The sequence below is a fragment of the Paenibacillus agri genome (assembly GCF_013359945.1).
Taxonomy (GTDB): Bacteria; Bacillota; Bacilli; order Paenibacillales; family Paenibacillaceae; genus Paenibacillus_AQ; species Paenibacillus_AQ agri.
Genome location: NZ_JABWCS010000218.1, coordinates 1 through 25,031 on the forward strand (window position 1 = coordinate 1; position 25,031 = coordinate 25,031).

At 49.1% G+C, this 25,031-nt stretch carries 17 protein-coding genes; 6 read left to right on the forward strand and 11 right to left on the reverse strand.

Annotated elements, in window-relative coordinates; genetic code table 11:
- Positions 1-866 (forward strand): exosporium glycoprotein BclB-related protein (locus tag HPT30_RS22475; RefSeq protein ID WP_281364529.1); only part of this gene is annotated, 866 nt, incomplete at its 5' end.
- Positions 867-1,048: 182 nt separating this feature from the next.
- Here HPT30_RS22475 and cysI read toward each other — a convergent pair.
- From cysI to HPT30_RS22510, 7 genes are all read right to left on the reverse strand, one after another.
- Positions 1,049-2,776, reverse strand: a complete 1,728-nt coding sequence (cysI, locus tag HPT30_RS22480; protein WP_246317351.1) for an assimilatory sulfite reductase (NADPH) hemoprotein subunit — start codon at positions 2,774-2,776, stop codon at positions 1,049-1,051.
- A 52-nt stretch (positions 2,777-2,828) separates the two neighbouring features.
- Positions 2,829-4,676, reverse strand: coding sequence for an assimilatory sulfite reductase (NADPH) flavoprotein subunit (locus HPT30_RS22485; protein ID WP_175373796.1), 1,848 nt, complete (start codon positions 4,674-4,676; stop codon positions 2,829-2,831).
- Positions 4,677-5,032: 356 nt separating this feature from the next.
- A complete protein-coding gene (locus HPT30_RS22490; protein WP_175373559.1) occupies positions 5,033-5,929 on the reverse strand; it encodes an NmrA family NAD(P)-binding protein in 897 nt (298 codons plus the stop codon).
- A 163-nt stretch (positions 5,930-6,092) separates the two neighbouring features.
- Complete coding sequence (gene lspA, locus HPT30_RS22495; protein WP_175373560.1) at positions 6,093-6,542, reverse strand: signal peptidase II; 450 nt, start codon at positions 6,540-6,542, stop codon at positions 6,093-6,095.
- A gap of 228 nt (positions 6,543-6,770) precedes the next feature.
- Positions 6,771-10,049: an ATP-binding protein gene (locus HPT30_RS22500; protein WP_175373561.1), complete on the reverse strand. Its 3,279-nt coding sequence runs from the start codon at positions 10,047-10,049 to the stop codon at positions 6,771-6,773.
- A complete protein-coding gene (locus HPT30_RS22505) occupies positions 10,046-10,408 on the reverse strand; it encodes a response regulator (protein WP_175373562.1) in 363 nt (120 codons plus the stop codon). The genes HPT30_RS22500 and HPT30_RS22505 overlap by 4 nt, the downstream gene beginning before the upstream one ends.
- Positions 10,409-10,457: 49 nt before the next feature.
- A complete protein-coding gene (locus HPT30_RS22510) occupies positions 10,458-12,092 on the reverse strand; it encodes a diguanylate cyclase (protein ID WP_175373563.1) in 1,635 nt (544 codons plus the stop codon).
- 258 nt (positions 12,093-12,350) lie between these two features.
- Here HPT30_RS22510 and HPT30_RS22515 point away from each other — a divergent pair, with 258 nt between their 5' ends.
- Positions 12,351-12,620 carry an ACT domain-containing protein gene (locus HPT30_RS22515; RefSeq protein ID WP_175373564.1) on the forward strand — a complete coding sequence of 90 codons (270 nt, stop codon included), beginning with the start codon at positions 12,351-12,353 and terminating at the stop codon, positions 12,618-12,620.
- Positions 12,621-12,637: 17 nt separating this feature from the next.
- A complete protein-coding gene (locus HPT30_RS22520; RefSeq protein WP_312876365.1) occupies positions 12,638-13,993 on the forward strand; it encodes a PFL family protein in 1,356 nt (451 codons plus the stop codon).
- A gap of 828 nt (positions 13,994-14,821) precedes the next feature.
- On the opposite strand, the gene HPT30_RS22525 is transcribed toward HPT30_RS22520, so the two are convergent.
- The 3 genes from HPT30_RS22525 to HPT30_RS22535 form a co-directional block, all read right to left on the reverse strand.
- Entirely contained in the window at positions 14,822-18,016 is a 3,195-nt protein-coding gene (locus HPT30_RS22525; RefSeq protein WP_312876360.1) for an ATP-binding protein, read from the reverse strand.
- Between the two features lie 502 nt (positions 18,017-18,518).
- Entirely contained in the window at positions 18,519-19,391 is an 873-nt protein-coding gene (locus HPT30_RS22530) for a sigma-70 family RNA polymerase sigma factor (RefSeq protein ID WP_175373797.1), read from the reverse strand.
- Positions 19,392-19,479: 88 nt separating this feature from the next.
- A complete protein-coding gene (locus tag HPT30_RS22535; RefSeq protein ID WP_175373567.1) occupies positions 19,480-19,929 on the reverse strand; it encodes a carboxymuconolactone decarboxylase family protein in 450 nt (149 codons plus the stop codon).
- Between the two features lie 207 nt (positions 19,930-20,136).
- Here HPT30_RS22535 and HPT30_RS22540 point away from each other — a divergent pair, with 207 nt between their 5' ends.
- Positions 20,137-21,141: an ABC transporter substrate-binding protein gene (locus tag HPT30_RS22540; protein WP_175373568.1), complete on the forward strand. Its 1,005-nt coding sequence runs from the start codon at positions 20,137-20,139 to the stop codon at positions 21,139-21,141.
- Between the two features lie 81 nt (positions 21,142-21,222).
- Positions 21,223-22,830, forward strand: a complete 1,608-nt coding sequence (locus HPT30_RS22545; RefSeq protein WP_175373569.1) for an AraC family transcriptional regulator — start codon at positions 21,223-21,225, stop codon at positions 22,828-22,830.
- A gap of 4 nt (positions 22,831-22,834) precedes the next feature.
- Here the strand turns inward: HPT30_RS22545 and HPT30_RS22550 are convergent, their stop codons facing one another.
- Complete coding sequence (locus HPT30_RS22550) at positions 22,835-24,295, reverse strand: MFS transporter (protein WP_175373570.1); 1,461 nt, start codon at positions 24,293-24,295, stop codon at positions 22,835-22,837.
- Between the two features lie 202 nt (positions 24,296-24,497).
- Between HPT30_RS22550 and HPT30_RS22555 the strand changes: the two genes are divergently transcribed.
- Positions 24,498-24,917 carry a MarR family winged helix-turn-helix transcriptional regulator gene (locus HPT30_RS22555; protein WP_175373571.1) on the forward strand — a complete coding sequence of 140 codons (420 nt, stop codon included), beginning with the start codon at positions 24,498-24,500 and terminating at the stop codon, positions 24,915-24,917.
- Positions 24,918-25,031 lie beyond the last annotated feature (114 nt).

Genomic DNA, 25,031 nt, shown 5'->3' on the forward strand with positions numbered 1-25,031 from the left:
CAGGCTCTACTGGCGCCACAGGCTCTACTGGCGCCACAGGCTCTACTGGCGCCACAGGCTCTACTGGCGCCACGGGCTCCACTGGCGCCACGGGATCGACTGGCACCACGGGCTCCACTGGCGCCACGGGCTCGACTGGTGCCACGGGCTCTACCGGCGCCACGGGCTCCACTGGCGCCACGGGCTCGACTGGTGCCACGGGCTCTACCGGCGCCACGGGCTCTACCGGCGCCACGGGATCGACTGGCGCCACGGGATCGACTGGCGCCACGGGATCGACTGGCGCCACGGGCTCCACTGGCGCCACGGGATCGACTGGCGCCACGGGTACTACTGGTACCACTGGTCCCGGGGCGATCATTCCGTACGCATCAGGTGTGCCAATCACTATGACCACTATTGTTGGTGGATTAATCGGAACAACAAGCCTTGTAGGCTTTGGTAACTCTGTAACAGGTGTCAGCGCTTCAGGTGGAACCATCGATTTGACCGGTTCTGCAGGTACCCTGCTCAACTTTGCGTTCCAATGCCCTCGGCCTGGCACAATTACGAGTATAGCTGCTTTCTTCAGCACAACTTCCGGTCTTTCATTAGTCGGCTCATCGATTACGATTACAGCTCAATTATATAGATCAGTTACTCCTAACAATACCTTTACGCCGATCCCTGGAGCGAGTGTTACTTTAGCCCCCGCACTCACAGGAATTATCCCTATTGGTCAGATTAGTAACGGATTGTCATCTGGTTTATCGATAGCCGTTACAATCCAAGAGAGCCTGCTCTTGGTCTTCTCCGCAACAGCTTCAGGTCTAAGCCTGCTGAACACCATTGGTGGATATGCTAGAGCAGGTGTCACAATCAGCTAATACTTTAATAATTACTCGGATATCCTAATATTCCTTTAACAATAAAGCTGGTCCAAAGATCTAACAAGATCTGAGGATCAGCTCTGTTTTGTTGTCAACTTTGTAAATTACAAAAAAAAAAACAAAGCTCCGGCGTAATGCCAGAGCTTTGTTGATCCCATTGTCTATTCTATCTTTCTTGTTTATACGTTGTGAAAATTAAGCCCTGACGTTACCGCCTTAACATACCCGGCACGGATAACAAAGTCGCCAAAATGCTCGCCCGATTGACGCTCTTTGGCATAATGATGAAGCATCGGCGTGAGCAGCGAAAGAATTTCATCCTCACCGATATTTTCCCGATAGATCTTGTTTAGCCGGTCGCCGGTGAAGCCTGCACCCAGGTACATATTATATTTGCCCGGTGACTTGCCGATGAACGAAATCTCACCCAGTGCCGGACGCGCACAGCCATTCGGGCAGCCGGTCATCCGGATAACGATTTCTTTGTCGCGGAGACCCGCCTCGTCAATCACCAGCTCCAGCTTATCCAACAGCAGCGGCAAATAACGCTCGGCTTCGGCCATTGCCAGACCACAAGTCGGCAGAGCCACACAAGACAGCGAGCTTCTCCGCAGTGCCGAATGATGAGCACCATCGGTCAGCCCGTATTGCTGAGCCAACTCCATAATCTTACGTTTCTTCGCTGTAGTGATGTTGGCAATAATCAGATTCTGGTTCGGGGTCAGGCGGAAATCACCGGTATGGATCTTGGCAATCTCCCGGAGGCCAGTCATCAGCTCATAACCTTCCTGATCGTGAATCCGTCCGCTCTGAACGTAGAGCGTCAGATTCCAGCGGCCATTGCTGCCTTTGATCCAACCATAACGGTCGCCGTTGTGCTCAAAATAAAAATCGCGTGCCGCCTCCAGCTGCCAGCCCAGCCGGTCATACAGCTCTTCAGTGAACCACTCGATACCGTGACGGTCGATGGTATACTTGAAGCGGGCGTTCTTCCGTACAGAACGGTTGCCATAATCACGCTGGATCGTTACCGTCTTCTCGGCGACATCAATCAACTGCTCCGGCTTGCAGAAACCGATGACCCGGCCAAGCTGCGGATAAGTATTGGTATCGCCATGGGTCATTCCCATCCCACCGCCCACAGTGACATTGAAACCGACCAGCTTGTTATCTTCAATAATAGCGATGAAACCCAGGTCCTGGGAGAACACATCCACATCATTGGAAGGCGGCACCGCCAGGCCAATCTTGAATTTACGCGGCAAGTATACCGGACCGTAAATCGGTTCTACCTCTGGTTGGTCTGCAAGACTGTCCACTACCTTTTCCCCATCCAGCCAGATCTCATGATAAGCCGGTGTGCGCGGCGACAGATGATCGCTGATCCGTCTTGCCCATTCATAAACCTCACCGTGTACATCCGACTGATATGGATTGGGGTTGCTCATGACATTACGGTTCACGTCGCCGCATGCCGCAAGTGTTGTCATCAGCGAATCATTGATGCTTTTAATCGTCTTTTTCAGATTCCATTTCAGCACCCCATGCATTTGAAAAGCCTGTCTCGTCGTAATACGCAGAGTGCCATTACCGTATAGCTGGGCCAGTCTGTCCATCTCCAGCCATTGGGCCGATGTCGCCACCCCGCCAGGAGCTACGACCCGCAGCATAAATTGGTAGGCCGGCTCCAGCTTCTGGCGCTCCCGCTCATTCCGCAGATCCCGATCATCCTGCATATAGCTGCCGTGGAATTTCAGCAAACGGTTATCATCCTCCGGCAAACCTCCGGTTATCGGATTCTGCAGGGTCTCCACCAAGGCGCCCCGTAAATAATTACTCTCACTCTTTATATGCTCAACATCGCTTGGCGGACCGCCAATAGGCGTTACCGATAGTTTATTCGCCAATGCTGTCATCTCCTCTCGCAGATCATCCCGGTGCCCTCGCGGACCCTATATCTCAATATACATCGCGTTGGTAGCGTTGTTCCTGCTGCATTTGCTCCAGATAAGCGCCAGCATCCTCGGGGCTAAGTCCGCCCTCCTGCTGAATGACCGTGATCAGTGCAGTATGGACGTCATGCGCCATATGCTTCTCGTCACCGCACACATAGACATGTGCACCCTCTTGCAGCCATTGATATAGCTCACGGCTCTTCTCTAGTAATCTGTGCTGAACATATACCTTTTCCTCTGTATCACGGGAAAATGCCACGTCCAGCTTCGTCAGCACACCGTCCTTCAGCATCCGCTGCCAGTCGGTCTGATACAGGAAGTCTGTCACAAAGTGACGGTCTCCATAAAACAGCCACGATTTCCCTTCGGCACCAAGCTCCTCCCGCTCCTCCAAGAACGAACGGAATGGCGCTACACCCGTACCCGGTCCAATCATGATGATCGGAGCGTCGCCACTAGCTGGCAGCTTGAAGTTGGGGTTGTTTTGGATATAAATCGGCAAAGTATCGCCTGGTTGCACCCGTTCTGCGCAGTGTACAGAGCATACGCCGTACCGGTCCCGGCCGTGGATCTGATAACGTACTGCCCGAACGGTGAAATGAACCTCGTCCGGATTCGCATTATAGCTGCTTGCGATGGAGTACAGACGGGCTGGCAGCTTGCGCAGAATCGTTACAAAACTGCGGGCTGGTGCCTGCCAAGGCCCGAAGTCTTGCACCAGATCCAGCAGGTCACGGCCATGGATATATTCTTTCAGCTCCTGCTGGCGATCCGGCGACAGCAGTTCCTGAAGCTGACTACCGTTAGAGAACTGCACCGCCTGCTCCAGTAGCGGCTTGGTCAGCACCGTAATCTCATAATGATATTTGAGCGCATCTAGTAAAGAACCTTCGTCGCCCTTCTTATTAAAAGGAACCTTCTCTTCCGGATTCCAGCCGAACGCTGCGATAATCTCGTCAATCAGCTGCGGATGATTCTCAGGGTAGACACCAAGGGAATCTCCTGGCTCGAACTGCAGATTAGATCCGGCAAGAGACAGCTCCAAATGCCGTGTTTCACGATCTGAGCCGCGTCCGTTCAGATTAATATTCTCAAGAATTTCAGCTTGAAAAGGATTGCTTCGTGAATATTCAGATGTCTCTTGCCCCGGCGCTTTGTCAGCAGCCTTTACAGCTTCCGTAGCGATGGCTGAGGGATTAAGGCGTTCTTGAAAGGATTGCAGTACACCTTCAATCCATTCCGCCACCGGTTCATCATAATCCAAATCGCAATCTACACGCGGGTACAAGCGCTGCCCGCCAAGCTCCTCCAGACGCTGGTCGAAGTCTTTACCAGTCTGGCAGAAGAATTCGTAGGAAGTATCGCCCAAAGCCAGGACAGAGAAGCGCAGATGCTCCAGTCCCGGTGCTCTCTTACTATAGAGGAATTCATGAAACGCACGCGCATTGTCCGGCGGGTCTCCTTCACCATGCGTACTGACCAGAATCAGCAAATTCTCCACTTTCTTCAGTCCATTCGGCTTGAAGCTGTTCATGGAGGACTGTGTGACCTGAAACCCTTGCTCCTCCAGCTTGCGGGACAGGCTACCGGCTAGCCGCTGGCAATTGCCGGTCTGGGAGCCGAACAATACCGTCACCTCTCGGGAAATGGCCGGTTGACTGACCGGGGTAGCACTCTCTTCGGCCAGAACAGGTGCGGATGATAAAACCGCAGTTGTCGGCACCGCTGCCTGAAGAGCGGACAGGTAGCCGCTGAGCCATATTTGCTGCGATGGCGTCAAGGTTGGTAACAGACGGTTAAGAAGCTCTGCCTGCTCCGGGGTAAACGGACTGTTAGTGACTTGTAATTGCAACAATATCCACCTCTCCTAAACAAGAAATCTTGCTCCGTATATAGGGCTGATGCAGCCTCATATCCTCACCTCATGGATTCAGGCTAACATAATAAATGGAAACGGGCAATGAATCGTAATTCCGCTATTTTTTGTATAATCATGCAATATTGGCTATAAACCGCTAAAAAACGATCGAAATCACAGTAAAACACCCCGTTTTCCCTCACTTCATTACAATAAGTAATAAGTTGTATTAGATAAATTGATAAAATGATCTATCCGTTAACACTCTGAAAATATAAAAAGGATAGGCCGAGGCCTACCCTTGTTCGTGAAAACTATATTAAAGTTATCTATCTGTTAGGACGAGTTAATTATTCAGCCCTGGCAAAAGCACTCTTGTTCGTTGCCAGTACTGCCTTCAAGCCAACCGGTGCTTGTCCTGTAAAATCTTTTACAGTCGTTGTGACTTGACCATACTCTCCTTTAGAAGAAGCGGTCTGGAACGAAGCAAAGACCTGTGCCGCGCCATTCGGCAGTCCGGCAGTTTCATAGATGCCTACCAGTTGCTCCGTTGTCAGTGGAACGAATTCAATAGCTCTGCCGGTGAACTCGCTGGCGATTGCAGCGATATCCTTGCCAGTCAATGCTTCCGGCCCTGATACATCCAGCGTCTGGCTCTCCGAGACAGCAGCTATGAGTGCCGCTGCAGCAGCATGGGCACAGTCTTCACGTGTAACATAGGCGGTCGCGCCGTCACCGGTAGCAGCGGCGTATTGCCCGGATGCTGCCGCTTGCTGCAGCGCAGGAATTAGACTATGGGTATAAAGGTTATTACGGAGAATGGTGTACGACAAACCACTACTCTTGATCTTCTCTTCCGTAGCGTAATGATCTCCTGCCAGCAGGCAAGCTGTACCCGGTTCTGGGCTAGGTAACGAGGTATATACCAAATGCTCCACACCCGCTTGGACCGCTGCATCTACAGCATTGAGATGCTGCTGCACACGCTGTCCCGGAACACTAAGTGCATCAGTGCTAATCAGCAGCAGGCGTTTGGCCCCGGCAAAAGCTTCCGGCAGCGTCTCCGGCTGATCAAAGTCCGCTTGTCGGACAATGACTCCACGTTCCGTGAGAGCAGATAACTTCTGCGGATCACGACTTGTAACAATGATAGGGCCCTGATGATGCTTAAGCAGCCATTCAATGGCCAATTGCCCGAGTTGTCCGCTTGCACCTGTAACTAATACCGCTTCATTTGTTTTACTCATGCTCTATTCCTCCCGAATAATGTTTAAAAAACTAACTTGTAATCATTATAGTTACAGGTTAGTGTAATGTCAACTTTATTAAAAAAGAGAAGCCCCCCGCTGATCTATTCTGTGATCGGCTCAGGCGACTTCTCTGATTGATGATATTAAAATGTGTTTCGGTTCAAATAATCCGCTTCAACTGACCTACAATCATATAACAAAGAACTAGTACAACCCCGGCATTGATAGCCACATCCGCAATATTAAGAATGCCGTTGCTACCGCCGAAGACCAGAAAATCCGTTACTTTGTTGAACAGCACACGGTCTATAGCATTGCCAATCGCCCCTCCTACCAGGAAACCGGCAGCTGCATTTAGCAGAAGGCCTTTAATCTCACCTTTGCGACGATAATAGAAGATAGCCACGACAAATCCCACTGCGACGATGACAAAATATCGACCAAAGCCCTGAAAGGAGCTGAAGGCTGCACCGCTATTTTCATAAAACGTAAATTTCAAGAGATGGGCCCAGAACGGGATCGTCTCCCCTACTTCCATATGAGTGCGCACCAGCCATTTTGACACTTGATCAACAAGAATGACGAGTACAGATATCAAATAAAAAATCACCGGCTGTTAGCCTCCCCTTTAACCTCTATTGATAGCCAGGTTTTACTCTGATGTGCTATCTATAAACTAATCGCATCCCGCCTAAAAAACAAGCCTGTCCATTACTTTCTAGTTAAATCGCAATGCCTTTACTCACATTAGAGCGTAGATTTTTGCAACCATTCGACTATCTATGTCAATCACCCAGCGAATGCTACACCCGTTTCTTCAAAAAAAAGACAAGCCCCATCAGGACTTGTCTTCTTCCTTCTCCGGACTATTGTCCGGGAATAATACTTCGCCGCTGGCCTGTCTAATCTTCACAATCTCTTCGAGAGTCTGGGACAGTTCGCCAGGCGGATATGGCTTGGTAAGATATGTTTGAATAACGTTATTAAGTGCGTTTTTATCCGATTTGTCCAGGGCCGAGGAAATCACCAGCGGAATCGTCTCGGTTCTCTGATCTTCCTTGAGCATGCGGATGAGATCCCAGCCGTCCAGTTCGTCACCAAGCATCAGGTCGATTACGATGGCTACGAACGGCGTCTTCAGCGCCTGATCAAACGCTTTTTGCGGATGATAGTGATGGGTGACCCGGAAGCCCTTACCCTTCAGTTCCTCCGACAACAGCAGTGAAAGGCTGTAATCATCCTCCACGATCATGACATTGGGCTTGACTTCTTTATCCGGATTCCATCTGCCCCCGTCTTCTTCGTACTGCTTATGCTCGGAGTAGAGGTTCGGAAGGCTGAACCAGACCGTAGTTCCTTTGCCTTCGACAGATTCAATGCCGATTTCGCCCTTCTGCTTGTCGATGATCTCCTTGCAGATGGCGAGGCCAAGCCCTGTTCCGCCAATGCGCTTCGAAGCGCTATTGTCCACTCTTCTGAATTTCTGGAATAAGTGTCCGATCTGATCCTTCGGAATCCCCAGACCATGATCCTGAATTCTGACCACGATACGGTCTTCCTCATTATGCAGATGAACATTCACCTCATTGCTATCTGGCGAGAACTTGATGGCGTTACTCAGCAGATTGGTCAGCACCTGAATGATTTTGTCTCTGTCCACTTCCACTTCGGAATTAAATGCTTCGTCTACCAGCAGCACATTATGTGAACCCAGCTTGTATTGGTCCAGTACACCGAGCACGATTTCACTCAGGTTCGCAGATTCCGTTGTATACTGCTGCTTGCCAGACTCCATCCGCTGAAGATCCAGGAAATCATTGATCAGCTCCGTTAATCGCTTCGCTTCCTTGTGAATCGTCTCCAGATATTTCAGTTGCTTCTCCGGCTTCATCGTTCTGGCCAGCAGCAGCTCCGTGAACCCCAGTACGCTTGACAGCGGTGTTCTCAGCTCATGACTGACCGTACTTACCAGCTCGGATTTCATCAGGTCCAGCTCATATTCCCTTGTAATATCACGGTGAACGAACAAGGTACCAATCCGTGCATCGCGCCGGAACACCGGTATAGCATATACATCGATATGCTTCACAGACTCGGTTCCGATCGAATAACGCATGCTGGCCGATTCTGCCGCCTCTTCACCCAGTGCCTTCTGGAAGAAGCCGCAAATGTCGTTTGATTCGTTGGCAGCCTGCATGAAATGGGCCATCCACTCATCTTTGGATTCATGACCGCCTTCAGTCCATCTGCTGTAATCGGTCATTTGACACAGTGCTTTATTAGCATGGAGCATCGTGCCTTCAGTATCCACAAACTGAATACCCTCATTCACATTGTTGACGATATCCTGGTTCAGCTTCCGGGCATGCTCGATTTCCTCGTACATGAACAGCCGCTCAATGGCCAGTGACACCCGGTTCATCAGACCCTGGACCTCATTTAGCTCTTCGTCACTGAAAGATAGCCCAATCCGGCTGCCGCAGAAGACGGCTAAAATCTCATCCTCGGCATTAACCACTTTCGTATAGAAATCATAGCAGTACATCTGATCCGGCGCGATTCCCTGTTCCGCCTCAGTTGCCGGCCGTTTGATGACATAGGAGCTTTCTGTCTGCAATCGATGCAGCATTTCGCTGCAACTGCTTTCCACATAACGCTCGATCCGGTCCTGGGGAATACCTTTGGCCGCATAGATTGTATCCTTGGTAAGCAAGAAGAAGCTTGAATCAAAGGAATATAGCCGGTTCATGAAATGCAAGAACTTTTCAGTAAATTCATTTTTGTTAAGCGTATAGGAAATATCGTGATTGAGCTGATTGTTGAGCTCCAGCATAGTCTTCGTCTGTTCCGTCGCCTTAAGCGTCAGCGCCAGCTCCTGCTGAACACTCTTCAGTGAAGTGATATCGCTGGCAATCAAGATATACTGGTAGATTGTGCCCTCACTATTGAGGTAAGGAACAATGGTCAGATTCAGCCAGGTTGTGGCACCGGACTTCGTTTGCAGCCCGATTTCATGAGTCCAGACACCGCCACTCTTCAGCTTACGGTACATCTGCTGCATGTCATGCTCCAACATATCCGGCATCTCGAACAGCTTGTACGTATAGCCGATAATCTCGGAGTTCCGGTAGCCCGTATAACTGCTCAGATTGTCATTGGCATAAGTAAAGACACCTTTAGCGGAGAGAATGCCCACGGCAGCCGATTGATCCAATGCCTTCATCATACTTTCAATCTCATTTAGCGAGCGTTGCAGTCTATGCTGCTGATCATGAAGCTCGTCTTGCTGGGCATGCAGTTCTTCATTCTGCATCATCAGTTCTTCTTCTTTATCCTGAATGCTATGAGCCATATCCAGGAATGCATTGTACAGACGCCCAATCTCATCCTTTTGATGCAAGGTGCCGAGCAGGATTTGTTCTCCGGCCGCCAGGGAGTGGGTAGCCTCTTCCAGCTTCAGGATGGGAACAATCAGATTCCTGAGAATACGCCACACCAGCAGGGTGAAGAGAAAGAGAATCGCCGTACTGAACAAGAAAGCGACTACTGTAAACTCATTGGCCTTGTGTATGGAATTCTTGGCCATCTCATTCAATGCAGTGTCTGCACGTTTTTGATACCCCTTCGTATAATCAAGAAACTCATTGACTTTAGCCGTGGTTCCCCCTCCCGAGGTTGACCGAAGCGCTTCATAATTTCCTTCTTCCGCCAGTTTAAGTGCTCGTGGCAGGAGTGTGTATTTGTACTCGGTGAAAAAAGCCTTCAGGTCATCCCGGTACTTCGATTCTTCTGCTGACAATGTAAGCTGGGAATAGTCTTTCAACACACCGTCAAAATCATGAAGAGCTTGATTCAGCAGCATCAATTCATTTTCATTTTTCAGCGCAATAAATCCTCTGGCCCGAAGAAAAATCTCATTAAGATTATCCGAGAGTTGATTGATCGTTTGGGTCTTCTTATGTAGTGTATCCCTGTCGTTGTTCAGCTTCTCCTGCTCTTTGTTGATATACAGGAAAAAAGCCATGCCACACAGAATAATCAGTGCGAAGACACTCGCAATGATGCGAAAATATCGGTTCTTCAGGCTCGTGCTGCCGAAGCGGTTGACTTTGGTCACTTCAGTATCCCCTCCACGACCTGCAACAGCTCCAGCGGACTGAACGGCTTGGGCATGAAGTAGCGCACACCCGCCTCAATCGCCCGGTTGCGGTCCATTTCCTGTGCCTTCGCGGTCAGCATAAGAAACGGGGTATTCTTTTTCTTCTCATCATCTACCTGTCCAAGCACTTCGATCCCCGTCATCTTCGGCATCATATAATCCAGAATGACCAGATCATAGGTATCTGCTTCCAGCTTCTCCAGCGCATCCTCACCGTTCTCCGCCGTATAAATCTCCACATCCTCCAGATCCTCCAACGTATCCGTAATCAGCATGCGCAATACTTCTTCGTCATCTACCACTAATACTTTTTGCATCCTAACCTCCATTTGTTTAGCTTCTTGGTTGTCATCGCTTGCTACCTGCCTAGAACAGGAACCGGAAAGCCAGACGCTCAATACGCAGCATCAGTTCATTCATGTCAAACGGCTTTATTACATAATCATCGGCACCCATCTGCAGTGCATGAACAATATCCGCCTGATTATTTCGACCGGTCAGCATAATCACAACAATATTCTCCTGCGGATAGTTCCCGCGAATACGTTCCAGCACCTCAATTCCGTCCAGCTCCGGCATAATGCCATCCAGCAGCACAACGTACTTCTCTTCACTGCTATACCAGTCAGATTGCAAAAACTCGGGACCGCTGGCATAACTGCTGATATTGACCTTGGCCATGTTGGAGGGCTTCCAGTCAGCAAACTCGCTGGTCACAATTCGGCGCACCAACGCATCATCATCTATAATGATCACATTAAGCACAGAGTCAAATTTAGTAGCGAGCAGCTGCTCAGTGTATATTGTCGTCTGATTTCGGCCCCCATGCTTGCTGGCATACAGCGCTTTGTCGGCTTCTTCCACCAGCTTTACGGCATGCTGCTCTTCCCCAGCTTTAACTTCAGTAATCCCACTGGAGAAGGTCACATTAAAGGCTTGCTTCTTGGTACGGAACTCTTTTGCCGAAAAACGCCTCTGAATCCGCTCAACCACCAGCTTCGCGGAAGAGGCCTCCGTGTTGGGCAGAAAAAGAGCAAATTCCTCCCCGCCGTAGCGGCAGAAAACATCCTCCAACCGGATGGAAGCCTGAACAAATTCTGTGAATGAATGCAGAACTTCATCCCCGGCCAAATGCCCGTATGTATCATTAATCGCCTTGAAATGATCTAGATCTATAAGTACGAGCGAGAATACTCTGTTCGTGCGTCTGTAATCCGACAATAGCTGTTTCATTGTCTGGTTGAAATGCTTGCGGTTAAAAGCACCTGTCAGTTCATCGACAATGATCGACTCCTGCCACTCTCTTTTCAGTTCAAAGCGATTTTGGATCAGGGTCAGGAAAATATCTATATCCACCGGCTTTTTGATAAAATCCATGACACCAAGGGAATAGGCATGCATCTGTACCTCCTTGGAGTGCTCCGCGCTGATCATAATAATCGGAATCCGTTCTTTTTTGGCCTTGCCAATAATCTGATTCAGCACTTCAATCCCGCTTTGGTCTGGCAGCATAATATCAAGAAGGATCATGTCCGGTTTGCTCTCGTAAAAGATCTTCAGGCCCCGTTCCGCTGACAAAGCGATGCTGACATAGTAGGGATTCTTCTCTAGCGACTCTTTCAGGTAGGCTACAAGCTGCACATCATCATCAATAATGAGGATCTCATACTGCGGCCGGGCATCCTCTGTCTTATTCCCATCCGGCAGACCCGAGGGCTTAAGGGCGGAAGAGGCGTTGTCATTAAGCAAGGCCAGCAGCGGGTATAAATAACGTCCCCATTCGACGGGCAACCACTCTTTTCGGCTATCATCCCCGAACAAAGGCTGCGTCTGCTCTGCCAGCTCCTCAATCTCCTTGAGTCCTACCGTTCCGGCAGTTCCTTTGAGATTATGCAGGAACCGATGGATATCCTTTTCTTCCACTGAAGGCAGTTTTGACCATTCCTCCAGGGTCTGTCTGGTTCTCTGCTCAACCAGGTCTTTATATTTACGTGTTGTCATAGCAACTCCTTTAAATACGGACATTTCACATCATGCTATTCCCAAATTTTGAGCCTGTCAAAAGTCCAGTTCATCATATTTTCAATGCGTTGTCAATTAATATCCTTTGTAAAGAACATGTAAGGATTAAAAAGTTGATCAACCTGACAAAAAACCTTTGGTTGAAGCTTGCAACATCATTTGCAATAATGATTGAAATGGTCATTTTCGCCCCCAGTTGGCGGAAGAACACTTACATATAAAGGGAGGCTGTTTCGATTGAAGGGGATCATAACGGTATTGGGGAAAGACAAGGTTGGGATTATTGCCAAAGTATGTACTTATCTCGCTGAACACAACTTGAACATTCTGGACATTTCACAAACCATTGTTCAGGACTATTTCAACATGATGATGATCGTCGAACTTACCGGGGCTACCAAAAGCTTCGAGGTGATTGTAGAGGAACTGCAGCTGATTGGCACCGAAATTGGCGTCGAAATCAAGCTTCAGCATGAAGATATCTTCAATATTATGCATCGAATTTAGGAGGAGTAAGCCCAATGATCTCACTTGTTGAAGTACAGGAAACGAATAAAATGATCCGTGAAATGAATCTCGATGTGCGTACCATAACCATGGGGATTAGCCTAATGGACTGCGCACATAGTGATCTAAAGACCTTTAACCAGAACGTATATGACAAAATCACCCGCTCTGCCGAAAAGCTCGTCAAGACTGGTGAAGATTTGGAAAAACAATTCGGCGTGCCGATTGTCAACAAACGAATTTCGGTCACTCCAATTGCCATTGCCGCGGGATCTGTTCACACCGATACTTACGTACCGGTAGCTGAGGCGCTCGACAGGGCTGCCAAAGAAGTTGGCGTTAACTTCATAGGTGGCTTCTCCGCTCTTGTACAGAAAGGCTGTACCAAGGGCGACCGCATTCTGATCGACAGCATCCCAGAGGCGCTGGCCGTGACGGAGCGCGTATGCTCCTCGGTCAATGTGGGTTCATCCCGCAGCGGCATTAACATGGATGCCGTGAAGCTGATGGGCGATATCATTCTGCAGACTGCCGAACGCACCAAGGACAGAGACTCTATCGGTTGTGCGAAGCTGGTTGTCTTCTGTAATGCTGTAGAGGACAACCCCTTCATGGCAGGAGCCTTTCACGGGGTAGGCGAGCGTGAATGCGTTATTAATGTAGGGGTTAGCGGACCCGGTGTAATCAAGAGAGCGCTGGAAGAAGTCAAAGGCCAGGATTTTGAGACCCTGTGCGAGACTATCAAACGGACGGCCTTCAAGGTTACGCGTGTGGGGCAGCTCGTTGCCCAGGAAGCCTCCAAGCGGATGGGCGTTCCATTCGGGATCATCGATCTGTCCCTTGCGCCCACACCATTGATCGGGGATTCCATTGCGGAAATCTTCCAGGTCATGGGGCTAGAAGAAGCTGGTGCTCCGGGAACAACCGCAGCGCTAGCAATCTTGAATGATAATGTTAAAAAAGGTGGCGTGATGGCCTCCTCCTACGTCGGCGGGCTTAGCGGTGCGTTCATCCCGGTCAGCGAGGACCATGGCATGATTCAGGCTGTTCAGCGCGGCGCACTGACGCTTGAGAAGCTGGAAGCCATGACCTGCGTCTGCTCGGTAGGTCTGGATATGATTGCAATCCCCGGCAGCACGTCCAAAGAGACTCTCTCGGGAATCATTGCCGACGAGGCAGCCATCGGTATGGTCAACAACAAGACCACTGCAGTTCGCGTCATCCCTGTCATCGGCAAGGATGTTGGCGAAATGGTCGAATTCGGCGGCCTGCTGGGCTATGCGCCCGTGATGGCAGTCAACTCGTTTAATTGTGCGGGCTTTGTAAACCGCGGCGGACGTATTCCAGCGCCGATTCACAGCTTCAAGAACTAAAGCTGTGCAACGCTGGCAGGGGCATTACTAGTGAAGGCGGCGCTATCTGAGGCAATGTCATTAACGACAGTAAGGCAGGTTACAAGCAAACTAAGAGGATGCCTCATCATTCTATTTTCACTAAAGTAACAGCATACCTTCAATTTAGTTAACATAAAAACCCAGTCAATTAGATAGTGTAAAAATAAGCCAAGCAGCGTTTCTCCCGTAATTGAGAAGCTGCTTGGCTTTTTTGTTTCGTTGCGATCTGCTCAACCCTGTTATAAGCATGAGAAAACCAGCCGGCCTCAAACCTAACTGTTTCTACTCAAAAAGCAAAGTCTATCCTCTATCCCAAGCAACCCGTTCATGGTTTTTGGGACATTCGAATTACATCCTCTTTCCATGATCAATTTCCTGTCTGGAAGGTCGGGAGTATTAGAAATAGATGCAAATATGTACCTTATTTCATATCAATAACTGAAATATAGTAATTTAAGGACATAATTGTATGTTAATTCCCCTACTTGGCCTGAAAATAAGCTTTACTGGTAGATTTAGAGTACAATAATGCACTTATTTACCAATTATATTGATTATCCGTGCAATTAAGGTACAGAATTGCAGTTAATTTGAGCGACGGAGGTACAAGATGCATAAGACAGAACTATGTGCCGCCGAGTGACGAGCCATGAGCTACAAGCCATGTTCGGCGGAGCGATGAGCTACGAGCCATGAGCTACAAAGTCCTCTGCGATGAGCAATGAGGCTCATTCATCCAGTCATGTGACGACGGGAGCGACAGAGTCACAGCCATGAGTTACGAGCCATGTTCGACCATACCCAGTCTTAATCTATCGTTATGGTACCAAAATCTGCGCCTCGTTGATCAGGAATTGCAAAGGACACGGTCGTGCCAGCACCCGGCTGGCTCTGAATGATCAACCCCTTGCCATAGAGCCGCTTCAGCCGGCGGTTCGTATTCTGCAGTCCAATCCCGCCTTTACCCTGTTGGGAGGGTTCGAGCAAAGATACAACCTGATCAGGCTCCATGCCTTTCCCATCATCTGTAACTTCAATTCGTATTTCCCTTGCATGGCGGGTGATAGAAATCTTTAGCACACCCCCACGGGCCTGACTAAGTAACCCGTGTCTGACCGCATTTTCCACTAGAGGCTGAATCGTTAGTGGAGGCAGCTGAGGCCCGTTCACCTTGTCGCTCTCCATATCTTCCTCCATCTGCCATTCCACGGACAATCTGTCCTCGAACCGTTCCTGCTCAATATAGAGATACGCCCGGACAAGCTCCAACTCATGAGAGAGCGGCACAAGCTCTTCGGCATTCAGTAAATCAAAGTTAATTCTTAGGTACGACGTGAAGGCTTCCCCGAGCCGGGCCATTTTTTCAGAATCGATGTCGCTAAGGGCCAGAATAGAGTTCAGCGCATTGAACAGGAAATGCGGCCTTATCTGTGCCTGAAGGTAGGCCGCTTCCATACGCAGCCGTTCATCAAGGGACTGCTTCAGCATCGTCAACGAGCGTACACGATATTGCAATTCCAGCCCATCCACTGGCTTAATCACATAATCGCTGGCTCCGGCCAGGAATCCGGTGTAGATATCCTCCGGCTGAGCGCGGGCCGTCAGCAGCAGCACGGGAAGCTCCGATATGCTGTAACGCTCACGGATGATCCTCGTCAGGTCATAACCTGACATATGAGGCATCATGACATCGGCGATCACCAGATCCCAGCGCCCCCTGTCCAGCAGTTCCAGTGCTTCCTTGCCGGACAATGCCGGCACCAGATAATAGTGGGCATCAGAAAGCATCCCCCCAAGCACCCGCAGATTGACAGGATCATCATCTACGACCAGGATGTTCAGGCTGCCACTGACAGGAAATGAGCTTGTATCCTGTAATACCGGTACAACCGGCAACGCGGCTATGCTCCGGGTATAATTCAAGTCAGAAGGCTCCGGCTCTCCCTCAGCCGAAAGAGCAGCCACACTGTGAGTATTCGACGTACCGAATAGTTCCGAATCCTCTGCAGCAGCCACTTCACCGCTGGGATCACTGCTTAAGCCTGTATAGAATGGAAGTGCGAACGAGAATACGGAGCCCTGCCCAGGTGCAGAATCCAGAACAAGTACTCCGCCGTGCAGCTCTACAAACTGCTTACAGATACTAAGCCCAAGTCCGAAACCTCCACCGTCATTGATGCCAAGCGCGCCCTGCTCATATGGCTTGAAGACTCTTGCAACTGTTTCCTCATCCATCCCCGCACCGGTATCTGCCACACGAATGATAGCCTTGCCGTTCACAATTTCCGCGCTGACGGTTATCGTTCCGGCATCCGTGTATTTGATGGCATTATGCAGGAGATTGACTAAGATCTGCATCAGCCTCTTCTCATCACCATACACCGGCGGGAAATCATCAGGGATCTTCATCACCATACGTAACGGCTTACCATCTAGCAAGTAACCCAGCATGGCTAGCACACTCGGCACGACAGCCTGCATCTGGAGTCGTTCCTTCCGTAGCACGATTTTATTATCCTGAAGCCTGGTGATATCCAGAAGATCGCCAAGGAGGCTAGACATTCTCTTACTGATAGTAATGAGAAGCTCCATATCTTTGATACTTTTGGGATTCATCCCCTGCTGTTCGTTAACGATCACCGTTTGAGCAATGTTCATAATGCCATGTAGTGGCGTTCTTAGCTCATGCGAAGTATTGGCCAGAAATTCATCCTTCACCTTATCTGCCTGACGGAGCCGTCCCGTCAATTCTGCATTCTCCTCCGTGTTACGGAAATACCGCTTGAACCAGTACGCACAGAAGCTGATGATGGCAGCAATCATGTCGACCGGATAAAAAATACTATCCACAACTCCCCCGTTTTGCAGCACGCCCCAGAACACGCTGGAAGAAACGCCTCCGGCTGCCAGCAGCAGAAAAAGTGCATCACGCTGGGATTGGATGACCATCTTGGCAATTAAATAGACCACTCCGATCATCGGCAGTAAATAGATTAAGCCAAAAACTTTGAAATGGTAGGAGTACAAGACCCAGTTCGCGGGTGATACCAGAATAAATAAGACAAAAAGGACAAAACAAGCTACGTAAGTACGGAACAGGTACCTTCTGCTGTTCTCGACACCATTGTGGAAGGTGCGGGTCAGTAAGAGCATGAAAAAGGAGATGGAAGCATAGGACAGCAGTCGGGTCTTTAGCCCCCAGGTGTAGTTGATGGGCAGCCATAGCTGGAGCAGATTATCATGATCGGACGCGATCGAGAGTGCTGTCACTATAAGCAGCATACAAAAGTAGATAAAGCTCTTCTCCTTCGGATTAAAGAAGAATAGAATAATAGCATAGACACTATGTAGTAGTAGCACAATAAAAATGACCAGCTGAAATCCGATTGAATAAAGCCGCTCCTTGTCAATGGCGGCCTGTGAACCGAATTTTATAGATTTAAGAATTCCACCCAAAGACGGATTGTCATGGTTGGCAGCCTGGACCAGCACATCAAGCTCCTGTTGTCCATTCGCTGTGTAGGTTATCGTATAGGAACTTACACGCGATTGGGATTGGTCTTTCCGTTCCGAAAACACTCCGAATGCAGATTGCTGCTCACCGTTGATGAAGATCGCTGAACTGTTCTCGATTTTACGGATCCATAGCGAGTAAGGCTGGTTCAGCGGCTGATCGACCAAAATGCGCAGGCGATATGTACCTATACCATAGGAGTTGGCCTTAGTGTCGCTGAACCCGCTCCTCCAATCCCCAGGGACCTTGACATATCTTGCTGGTTCCGGCAGTTCTCCGTTCCCGTCTGTCAGCAGCTTATCAGGGTAGAACTCCCATTCCCCATTTAAGGTAATGGACTTGGAACCCTCAAAATTCCAGCCCCTCATGTCCAGTACACCGTTCACTGCTTGCGGAGCTTTCGATGGAGCCTGAACAGCATACCATACCAGCCGCAGCCCAGACAGCAGAGCAAGCGTGAGAAGAAGAATGAGTCCATGCTTTTTCAACGTATGAAGATTGGCTTTAGATATCATAGGATTGATTAGTTGACAGAAATACTGTACTGTCTTTCCTTTTCTTTAGTCTCATCGTATAAAAATCATGTCACGACCAGCAGCAGATGATAAAGGTGACCTTAGTCCCTGTGCTGAACAGTATTATACTGAATCTATGAGCTAAAGCATAGAAAAAAACAGTATCCCCAACAATTCCAAGGAAATCCATAAGCAGTTACCATCCTCAACCATTCCTGTTATTATTCGTGTCTTCGCCAAATATCGCTGAAAATAAAAAAATTAACTGAAGAGATTCCAGTTAATTTTTTGATATGGCCTATACGTAATGGAATAACAGAAAATTTTCCTTCTATATATGACGAACTTAAGATCTTCACTTAAGGCTCGGTCGTCACTACAGATACATTGTCCAGATTTCTTCGATTAAAAAGCCACTTAGCGGTTGAAATCCGGGCACAGCTTGTGCTTTCTCCTCCACAACGATTACGGCATCCTAAGGATTCACATGACTCAATTTATCAGGATCAAGCATCAGATACACTCCCTGAATCCGGTCACCTGAACGGGTCAACTCCAGGCAGAGTACACCTACAATCTCTCCATGCTGGCGATAAATAATGTGGGATTCTCCATTGACGCTAGCGAACGAAGCTTCCAACTCCCGTAGCCTGTTAAGCACCCGGCGTGAGGACAACAGGGCTGCGACCCCTTTCCGCCCGATCATTGGCCGGAGCACGGTATGCACCTGGCCACCGCCGTCAGAGATCAGCACCGGATGATCACCCAGCAATTCCAGCATTCCGTTGATATCATAAGAATCAAAGGCATCAATAAATCTTTTCATGAGTGCCTCTCTGGAGTGCTTGATCACCGGCTCCGTACGCTCACCTGCCGGGACTGGTTGAAGATTCCGTTTGGCACGACTGAAGATTTTACGGCAATTGGTTTCCGACTTATCTACCATCTCGGCAATATCTTCATATTCGTACTGGAACACTTCACGCAGGATGAATACTGCACGCTCAGTGGGCGTCAGCCGCTCTAGCAGAACCAGAAAAGCATAGGACAAGGTATCCTTACGTTCAGCCGTCGCTTCCGGTCCGTCGTAAATCTCCGCCACCGGCTCAGGAAGCCACTCTCCCTCGTAGGCCTCACGCTTATTGCGCGGAGAATTCAGAAAATTCAGGCAGCGGTTAGTAATCCCTTTGGCTACATATGCCTTCATATTCCGAATCTCACTCCGGTCCTTGCGCTGCAGCTCAGCAAAACAATCCTGCACGACATCTTCGGCATCAGCAACCACACCCAACATCCGATAGGCGATGGAAAAAGCGTACCCTTTATAAGTCAGATACAGCTCCTCCATACTCCGCTCATTCTCAGTCGGCAGGCTGTCATCCTGCACCTTGTCCAAGCTTTTCACAATACGTCCTCCTTCAATACCTGCCCTGAGATTAATTAAAGCAGCCTGGATACATGCCTGTCGAGATCGCAATCCGGTTCCAGCAGTTGATCGTATTAATGGCCATTATCAGGTCTACATATTCCGCTTCACTAAAGTGTCCTCTTACTTTATCATACAGTGCTTTCGGTACACCGCCCTTGGAAATGGTTGTCACCGCTTCGGAGAGTTCCAATACAACCCGCTCCTGCTCTGTAAAAAGATGCGGCACTTCATGCCACACACTAAGCAGCAGAATACGGTCGCCATGATCGCCAAGCTTTAGCAGGTCCTTCGCGTGCATATCCAGACAAAAGGCGCAGCCGTTAATTTGCGACACCCGTAATTTAATCAGTTCATACAGAACCTTGTCTTTAATCGCGTTCCCTGCATATGTCTCCAAACCCATCATCGCTGTCGCAGCTTTAGGGTTAGCCTTACTGTAATTTAATCTCAAACTCATCTCAATCATCCTCCTTAAAATGTCTTACATTACTGTAGACAAAGGAGTCATTCTTTTTGTGACAACTTGCTTATAGAAAAATTCAAATCGTTGACAGGGCCAAATCATGCATGGTCATGTCCAAATATAACATGTTCTCCTTTTTTTGATTCCTGCTATAATAATGATTATTATTATCAATTAGATGGAGAGAAGGGGTTTGTCAACATGCATCGTCACCGTAATTTTCTGCTTTTAGCTACTTTAATGCTGGTTTTATCGGTTCTGTCCGCTTGCGGGAATTCTAACTCGGCTGCTCCAGCCAATGAACCCGCGGCAACCACTGCACCAAGTGAGTCCTCTGCTGAAACTTCGGATTCAGCTGCTACAATAAACTACACCGACAGTTTGGGACGTGAAGTCGTTATTCCAGCACATCCGCAAAGAATCATCACGACTCAATATCTGCCGGAAATGATCGCCGCAGGAACCAAGCCTATTGGCGCAGTCACCCATTTGCTGAATAACTTTGTATCCATCAAGGATCAGATCGGTGGTATTGAGGATGTTGGCCCTGCCAATGCCATCAATATGGAGAAGGTCCTGTCCCTTCAGCCAGATCTGATCATTGCCACAGAGATGGATAAAGATAAAATTGACGACCTAAACAAAATTGCTCCAACAGTGGCGGTGCAATGGGTAGGCAATGACGCTTTCAAGCACTTCACAGATGTTGCGGCGGTTCTGGGCAAGAGTGCGGAAGCTGACCAATGGATTGCAGATTTTAATAAGAAGAGTGAGCAAGCGCGTCAAGATCTGGCCGCTTCTGTACAAGAAGGAGAAACGTTCGGCGCTGTCGTTATTGGCGGTTATGAAAAAGGACAGCTTAGAGTGTACGGACCGGGGAACGTCGGTTATACTTTATACGATACCCTTCACTTTAAAATGACAGACTTCGTTAAGCACGAATGGGAGACTAAAGACCATGAACTGGGACTCAAGATTTCCCTGGAAAAACTCCCTGAGTATGCTTCTGCCGACCGGCTGTTTGTTGTTAAATTTGATAATGATCCCGATTTCCTGCATGAAGTGGAAAATAGCAGACTCTGGAATAACCTCCCGGCGGTCAAGAATAACAAGGTCTACGTAGTGGATGAATCATTATGGTTCTCTTATGACGTCATGTCTCTTAAGGCGCAATTGGATAACGCAGTTGAGTTGTTAAAAAAATAAATGGTAACATGTTCATACCATACGGGGTTCTTCAGCGTCAGCTGAAGAGCTCCTTTCTTTCATCCAAGGAGGTGAATAGCTATGTTAATTCCACCAAGTAGGCGCTCGGCGCGTCTCACTATTATGTATACCTGGTCTCAGATTTATTTATATACACTGGAAGAAGGTGCTGAGGAACAGACGATCTGCAGCCTTTCCGAAAAAATGCTTGTCGTCCCCGTTGAAGGGTCTGCTGAGGTATGCAGTGACGAGCAACGCCATGTTCTCTACGAAAACCACTGTGGCATTCTGAACCCAAAGGACAATGTTTCTATCCAAAATGCCGGCACAGGCCCCCTACGCCTGTATCTTATCGAATTTGATGAATTGCGCTTGCCGGGCTCTTCCGAGGAGATTTCTGCTGAGCAGCTTCCGGTTTCTGCAGGTGTAATCGAATTGGCCTCATTCAGCCATTTTTCCGGGCTAGTGCACAATCTATACGAACGGCGGGCTCTCTCCGGGCCGCTTGAAGAGTACAAAAGCCACTTTATTTTCCAAGAGATCATTTTGATGATCTTGAAGAACGCTGAATGCAACAAGGAACAGGATGCCACAAGTGCGGTTCAGAAATCCATTGCCTTCATGGAGAATGCTTACGCCTTCGATCTCACGCATGGACAGCTTGCCGAAATGGCCGGGGTCTCCACCCGGCATTATTCGCGGATATTCAAGGGATTGACCGGCAAAAGCCCTATCGACTACCTCATCGAACTCCGAATGAACAAAGCAAAGACCCTGCTTCAGAGCCGGGAGGTATCGGTTGGTGAGGTAGCCGGGAGCGTGGGATTTCATGATCCCTTTCACTTCAGCCGCAGCTTCAAGCAGCATACAGGTGTCTCTCCCCGTCTGTACATTAATCTGCGCAAGCATAGCAGCAGGATCGCCTCTCTTCAGTATCTGGGCGAACTACTCGCCTTGGGCATCAAACCTGTCGGCGCACCTTCCCAGCTTCTAAAGGGCCGTTATTTGCAAGGCCATGTGGAGGGCATTACCGACATCGGCAAATCCGTAGTGGCACCATACTTGGACAGGCTTGCCACCTTAAAGCCGGATGTGATTCTTACCTTTGACGGCCATCATTACGATACTTATGCCAAAATCGCTCCTACACTGGATATGTCCTGGTCACAGCCTGTTTTTGACCGGTTCCGCTTTATTGCCGATTTGATCGGCAAACACCAAGAGGCTGAGCAATGGCTCAGCCGATACGAGGAGCAGACCTTTGCGGCCAGGAATGCTTTGAAATGGCATTTGCAAGCCGGACATACTCTCTCTTTTATCTGGACAAGAGGACTCCCGGAGACAGTGCAGGTCTATTACGACATGAAGGTTCTTTATCAGGATTTGGGATTTCAGGCTCCACCTCCGGTAGCTGCCGTTCAGAAGACCAAGGGCCATCCCTTCAAATCCAATATTCCGGTTCAGGAACTGCCTCATTATGTGGGCGATCATCTGTTTGTTGTGGTCTCACCGGACCCTGTCTCACAGCAGCACTTCCGTGAGCTCCGGCAAAGCGAGACCTGGAATAGCCTGCCGGCTGTTCAGAACCGCCGGGTATATCTAGGTTCGGAGGACTGGCTGCGCGAAGATCCGGTATCCATGTCCGGACAGATCCGAGAAGCTGTTCCTCTGCTCGTGGAATTAAATTGAGACTTTACCCTTTTTCCGCCTGCATCTTCACACGCCGGGCATCAATTAACCGCCATCCGGTAAGTACTGCCGCCACAAAGCAGATGGATGCAGAGGTCATAAAGACTACATGCATGCCTTCCAGGAAAATATCCGGACGGCCCGGGATCAACCCGGTCACACGATAGCCTGCCTCGTTGCTCATGACATGGAACAGGATCGTTGTCGCCAGCGTAATACCGACGACCATGCCGACATTGCGAATCAGTGAATTGACACTGCCTGCAGAGCCGAGCTGAGTGCGCGGCACTTTGGACATAATCAGTGAATTGTTCGGCGATTGGAACAGGCCGCTTCCGATACCAAGCATGGCAATCCACAGTCCGACAAGCAGGACTGAGCTGCCAGCGTGTAGCTTCGCCAGCCCAATCTGGGCTACGACCATGACGATAAGACCAGCAAAGGTCAGCAGCTCTGAGCCAATCTTATCCGACAATGCGCCACTTATCGGCGCCACAATGACCATGGAGATCGGCAGCAGCATCAGCAGGAAGCCGGCGTCGAACGGCGACAGGTTCAGCATGTTCTGTGCATAGAACGGGGCGATAATGTTGAAGCAAAAATTCGCCGCGAAGACGAGGAAGCCACAAAGGATGCTGACCGAAAATAGCGGATTTTTGAACAGGGACAGATTCAGCAACGGTTGTGTCTTACGGATTTCAACCCAGATAAACGCTGCAAAGGCACATACCGCTACAACCAGTGATATAACAATTCGTGTATCGCCATAGCCGATCTGCTGTCCAAGCAGTAATCCGGCGAACAAAAGAACGATAAAGAAAGCGAACAATATACTGCCGGGAATGTCGATTTTATCCTGAACCCGGACCAAATCCTTCGGAAGCACCTTCCAGCCTAGAATAATAGCAATCAGACCAATCGGGACGTTTACCCAGAAGATGTACTCCCAGCCTAGCGAGGACACGATAATCCCGCCTAGACTTGGCCCAGCGATGCTGCCGAGCGAGACGAACGTGCCGATGAAGCCGAGCGCCTTACCGCGCTCACTGGCCGGGAAGATATCGGTTACGATCCCTTGGCTGTTGGCCATCGTCATCGAAGCGCCGATAGCCTGAATAACACGTGACGCAATAAGCAAAGGCAAAGTAGTACTAAGTCCGCACAGCAGTGAACCAATAATGAACACCACAGTTCCGATTTTGAAAATTCGGATCTTCCCCGCGATATCCCCCAGTTTTCCAAAGAATAGAATCGCAGCACAGATCGCCATCAGGTAACCTGTCGTCACCCACTCAATCTGCGCAATTGGCAGGCCTAGGCTCTTGGACAATACCGGCAGCGCAATATTGACAATGCTCCCGTCCAGCGTCGCCATGAACGTAAAGAGATTCAACACAATCAGAATCATCCAGCGCCTTTTCTGAATATCGCTGTTCTCCTGATAGGTTGCAGGAATTGAACTCATAATTACACCTCGTTAAACTTAGAATGGTGGAACCGAAAAGAGGGTTGTCGAATCCAGAGGAATTTTAGTTGCGCACGCAACCAGTTCAATAATCCCCAGTGTACAGCATATTAGTTGCGTGCGCAACAATATTGTTGTACACTTTTATTCATATTGAGCGCTGACCTCGCATTCAAGCAATCTAACCAAAGAGGTGTGCAAGTTGAACAAGGAACCTATAGGGAAGCTGATCTCCCTGATTCATCGTCAGAACCAAAAAACGCTGTCCAGACAGCTGGTTACCTATGGAATCGGTAGCGGTGGACAGCACAGTTTTCTCAAGCTAATCATAGGGCGGCCGGGCATCACCCAGGATCAGTTAACGAATGAATTAAAATTCGATAAGGCAACTACTGCAAGAGCCGTGAAGCTGTTGGAGCAATCCGGCTACATCGAGCGGAAAGTCGATCCTGATGACCGCCGCTCCTACCTGCTCTATCCAACACCCAAAGCCATGGACTTTGCGCCGATCTTGCAGGAGATTCTGAATGGACTTAACCGCAAGCTTTCCCGTCATCTGACGGATGAAGAGGAAACACAGCTCATTTCCCTGCTAAAGCGAATTAGCCAGGAAGATGAATAACCTTTCCCCATATTTTTACTCCATATCACTAAAAATAACCGCAAGCTTTTCCGCGATGACGGATGGCTTGCGGTTATTTTTTAAGTCCATTTTCATCTATTGTCAGTTCAATAC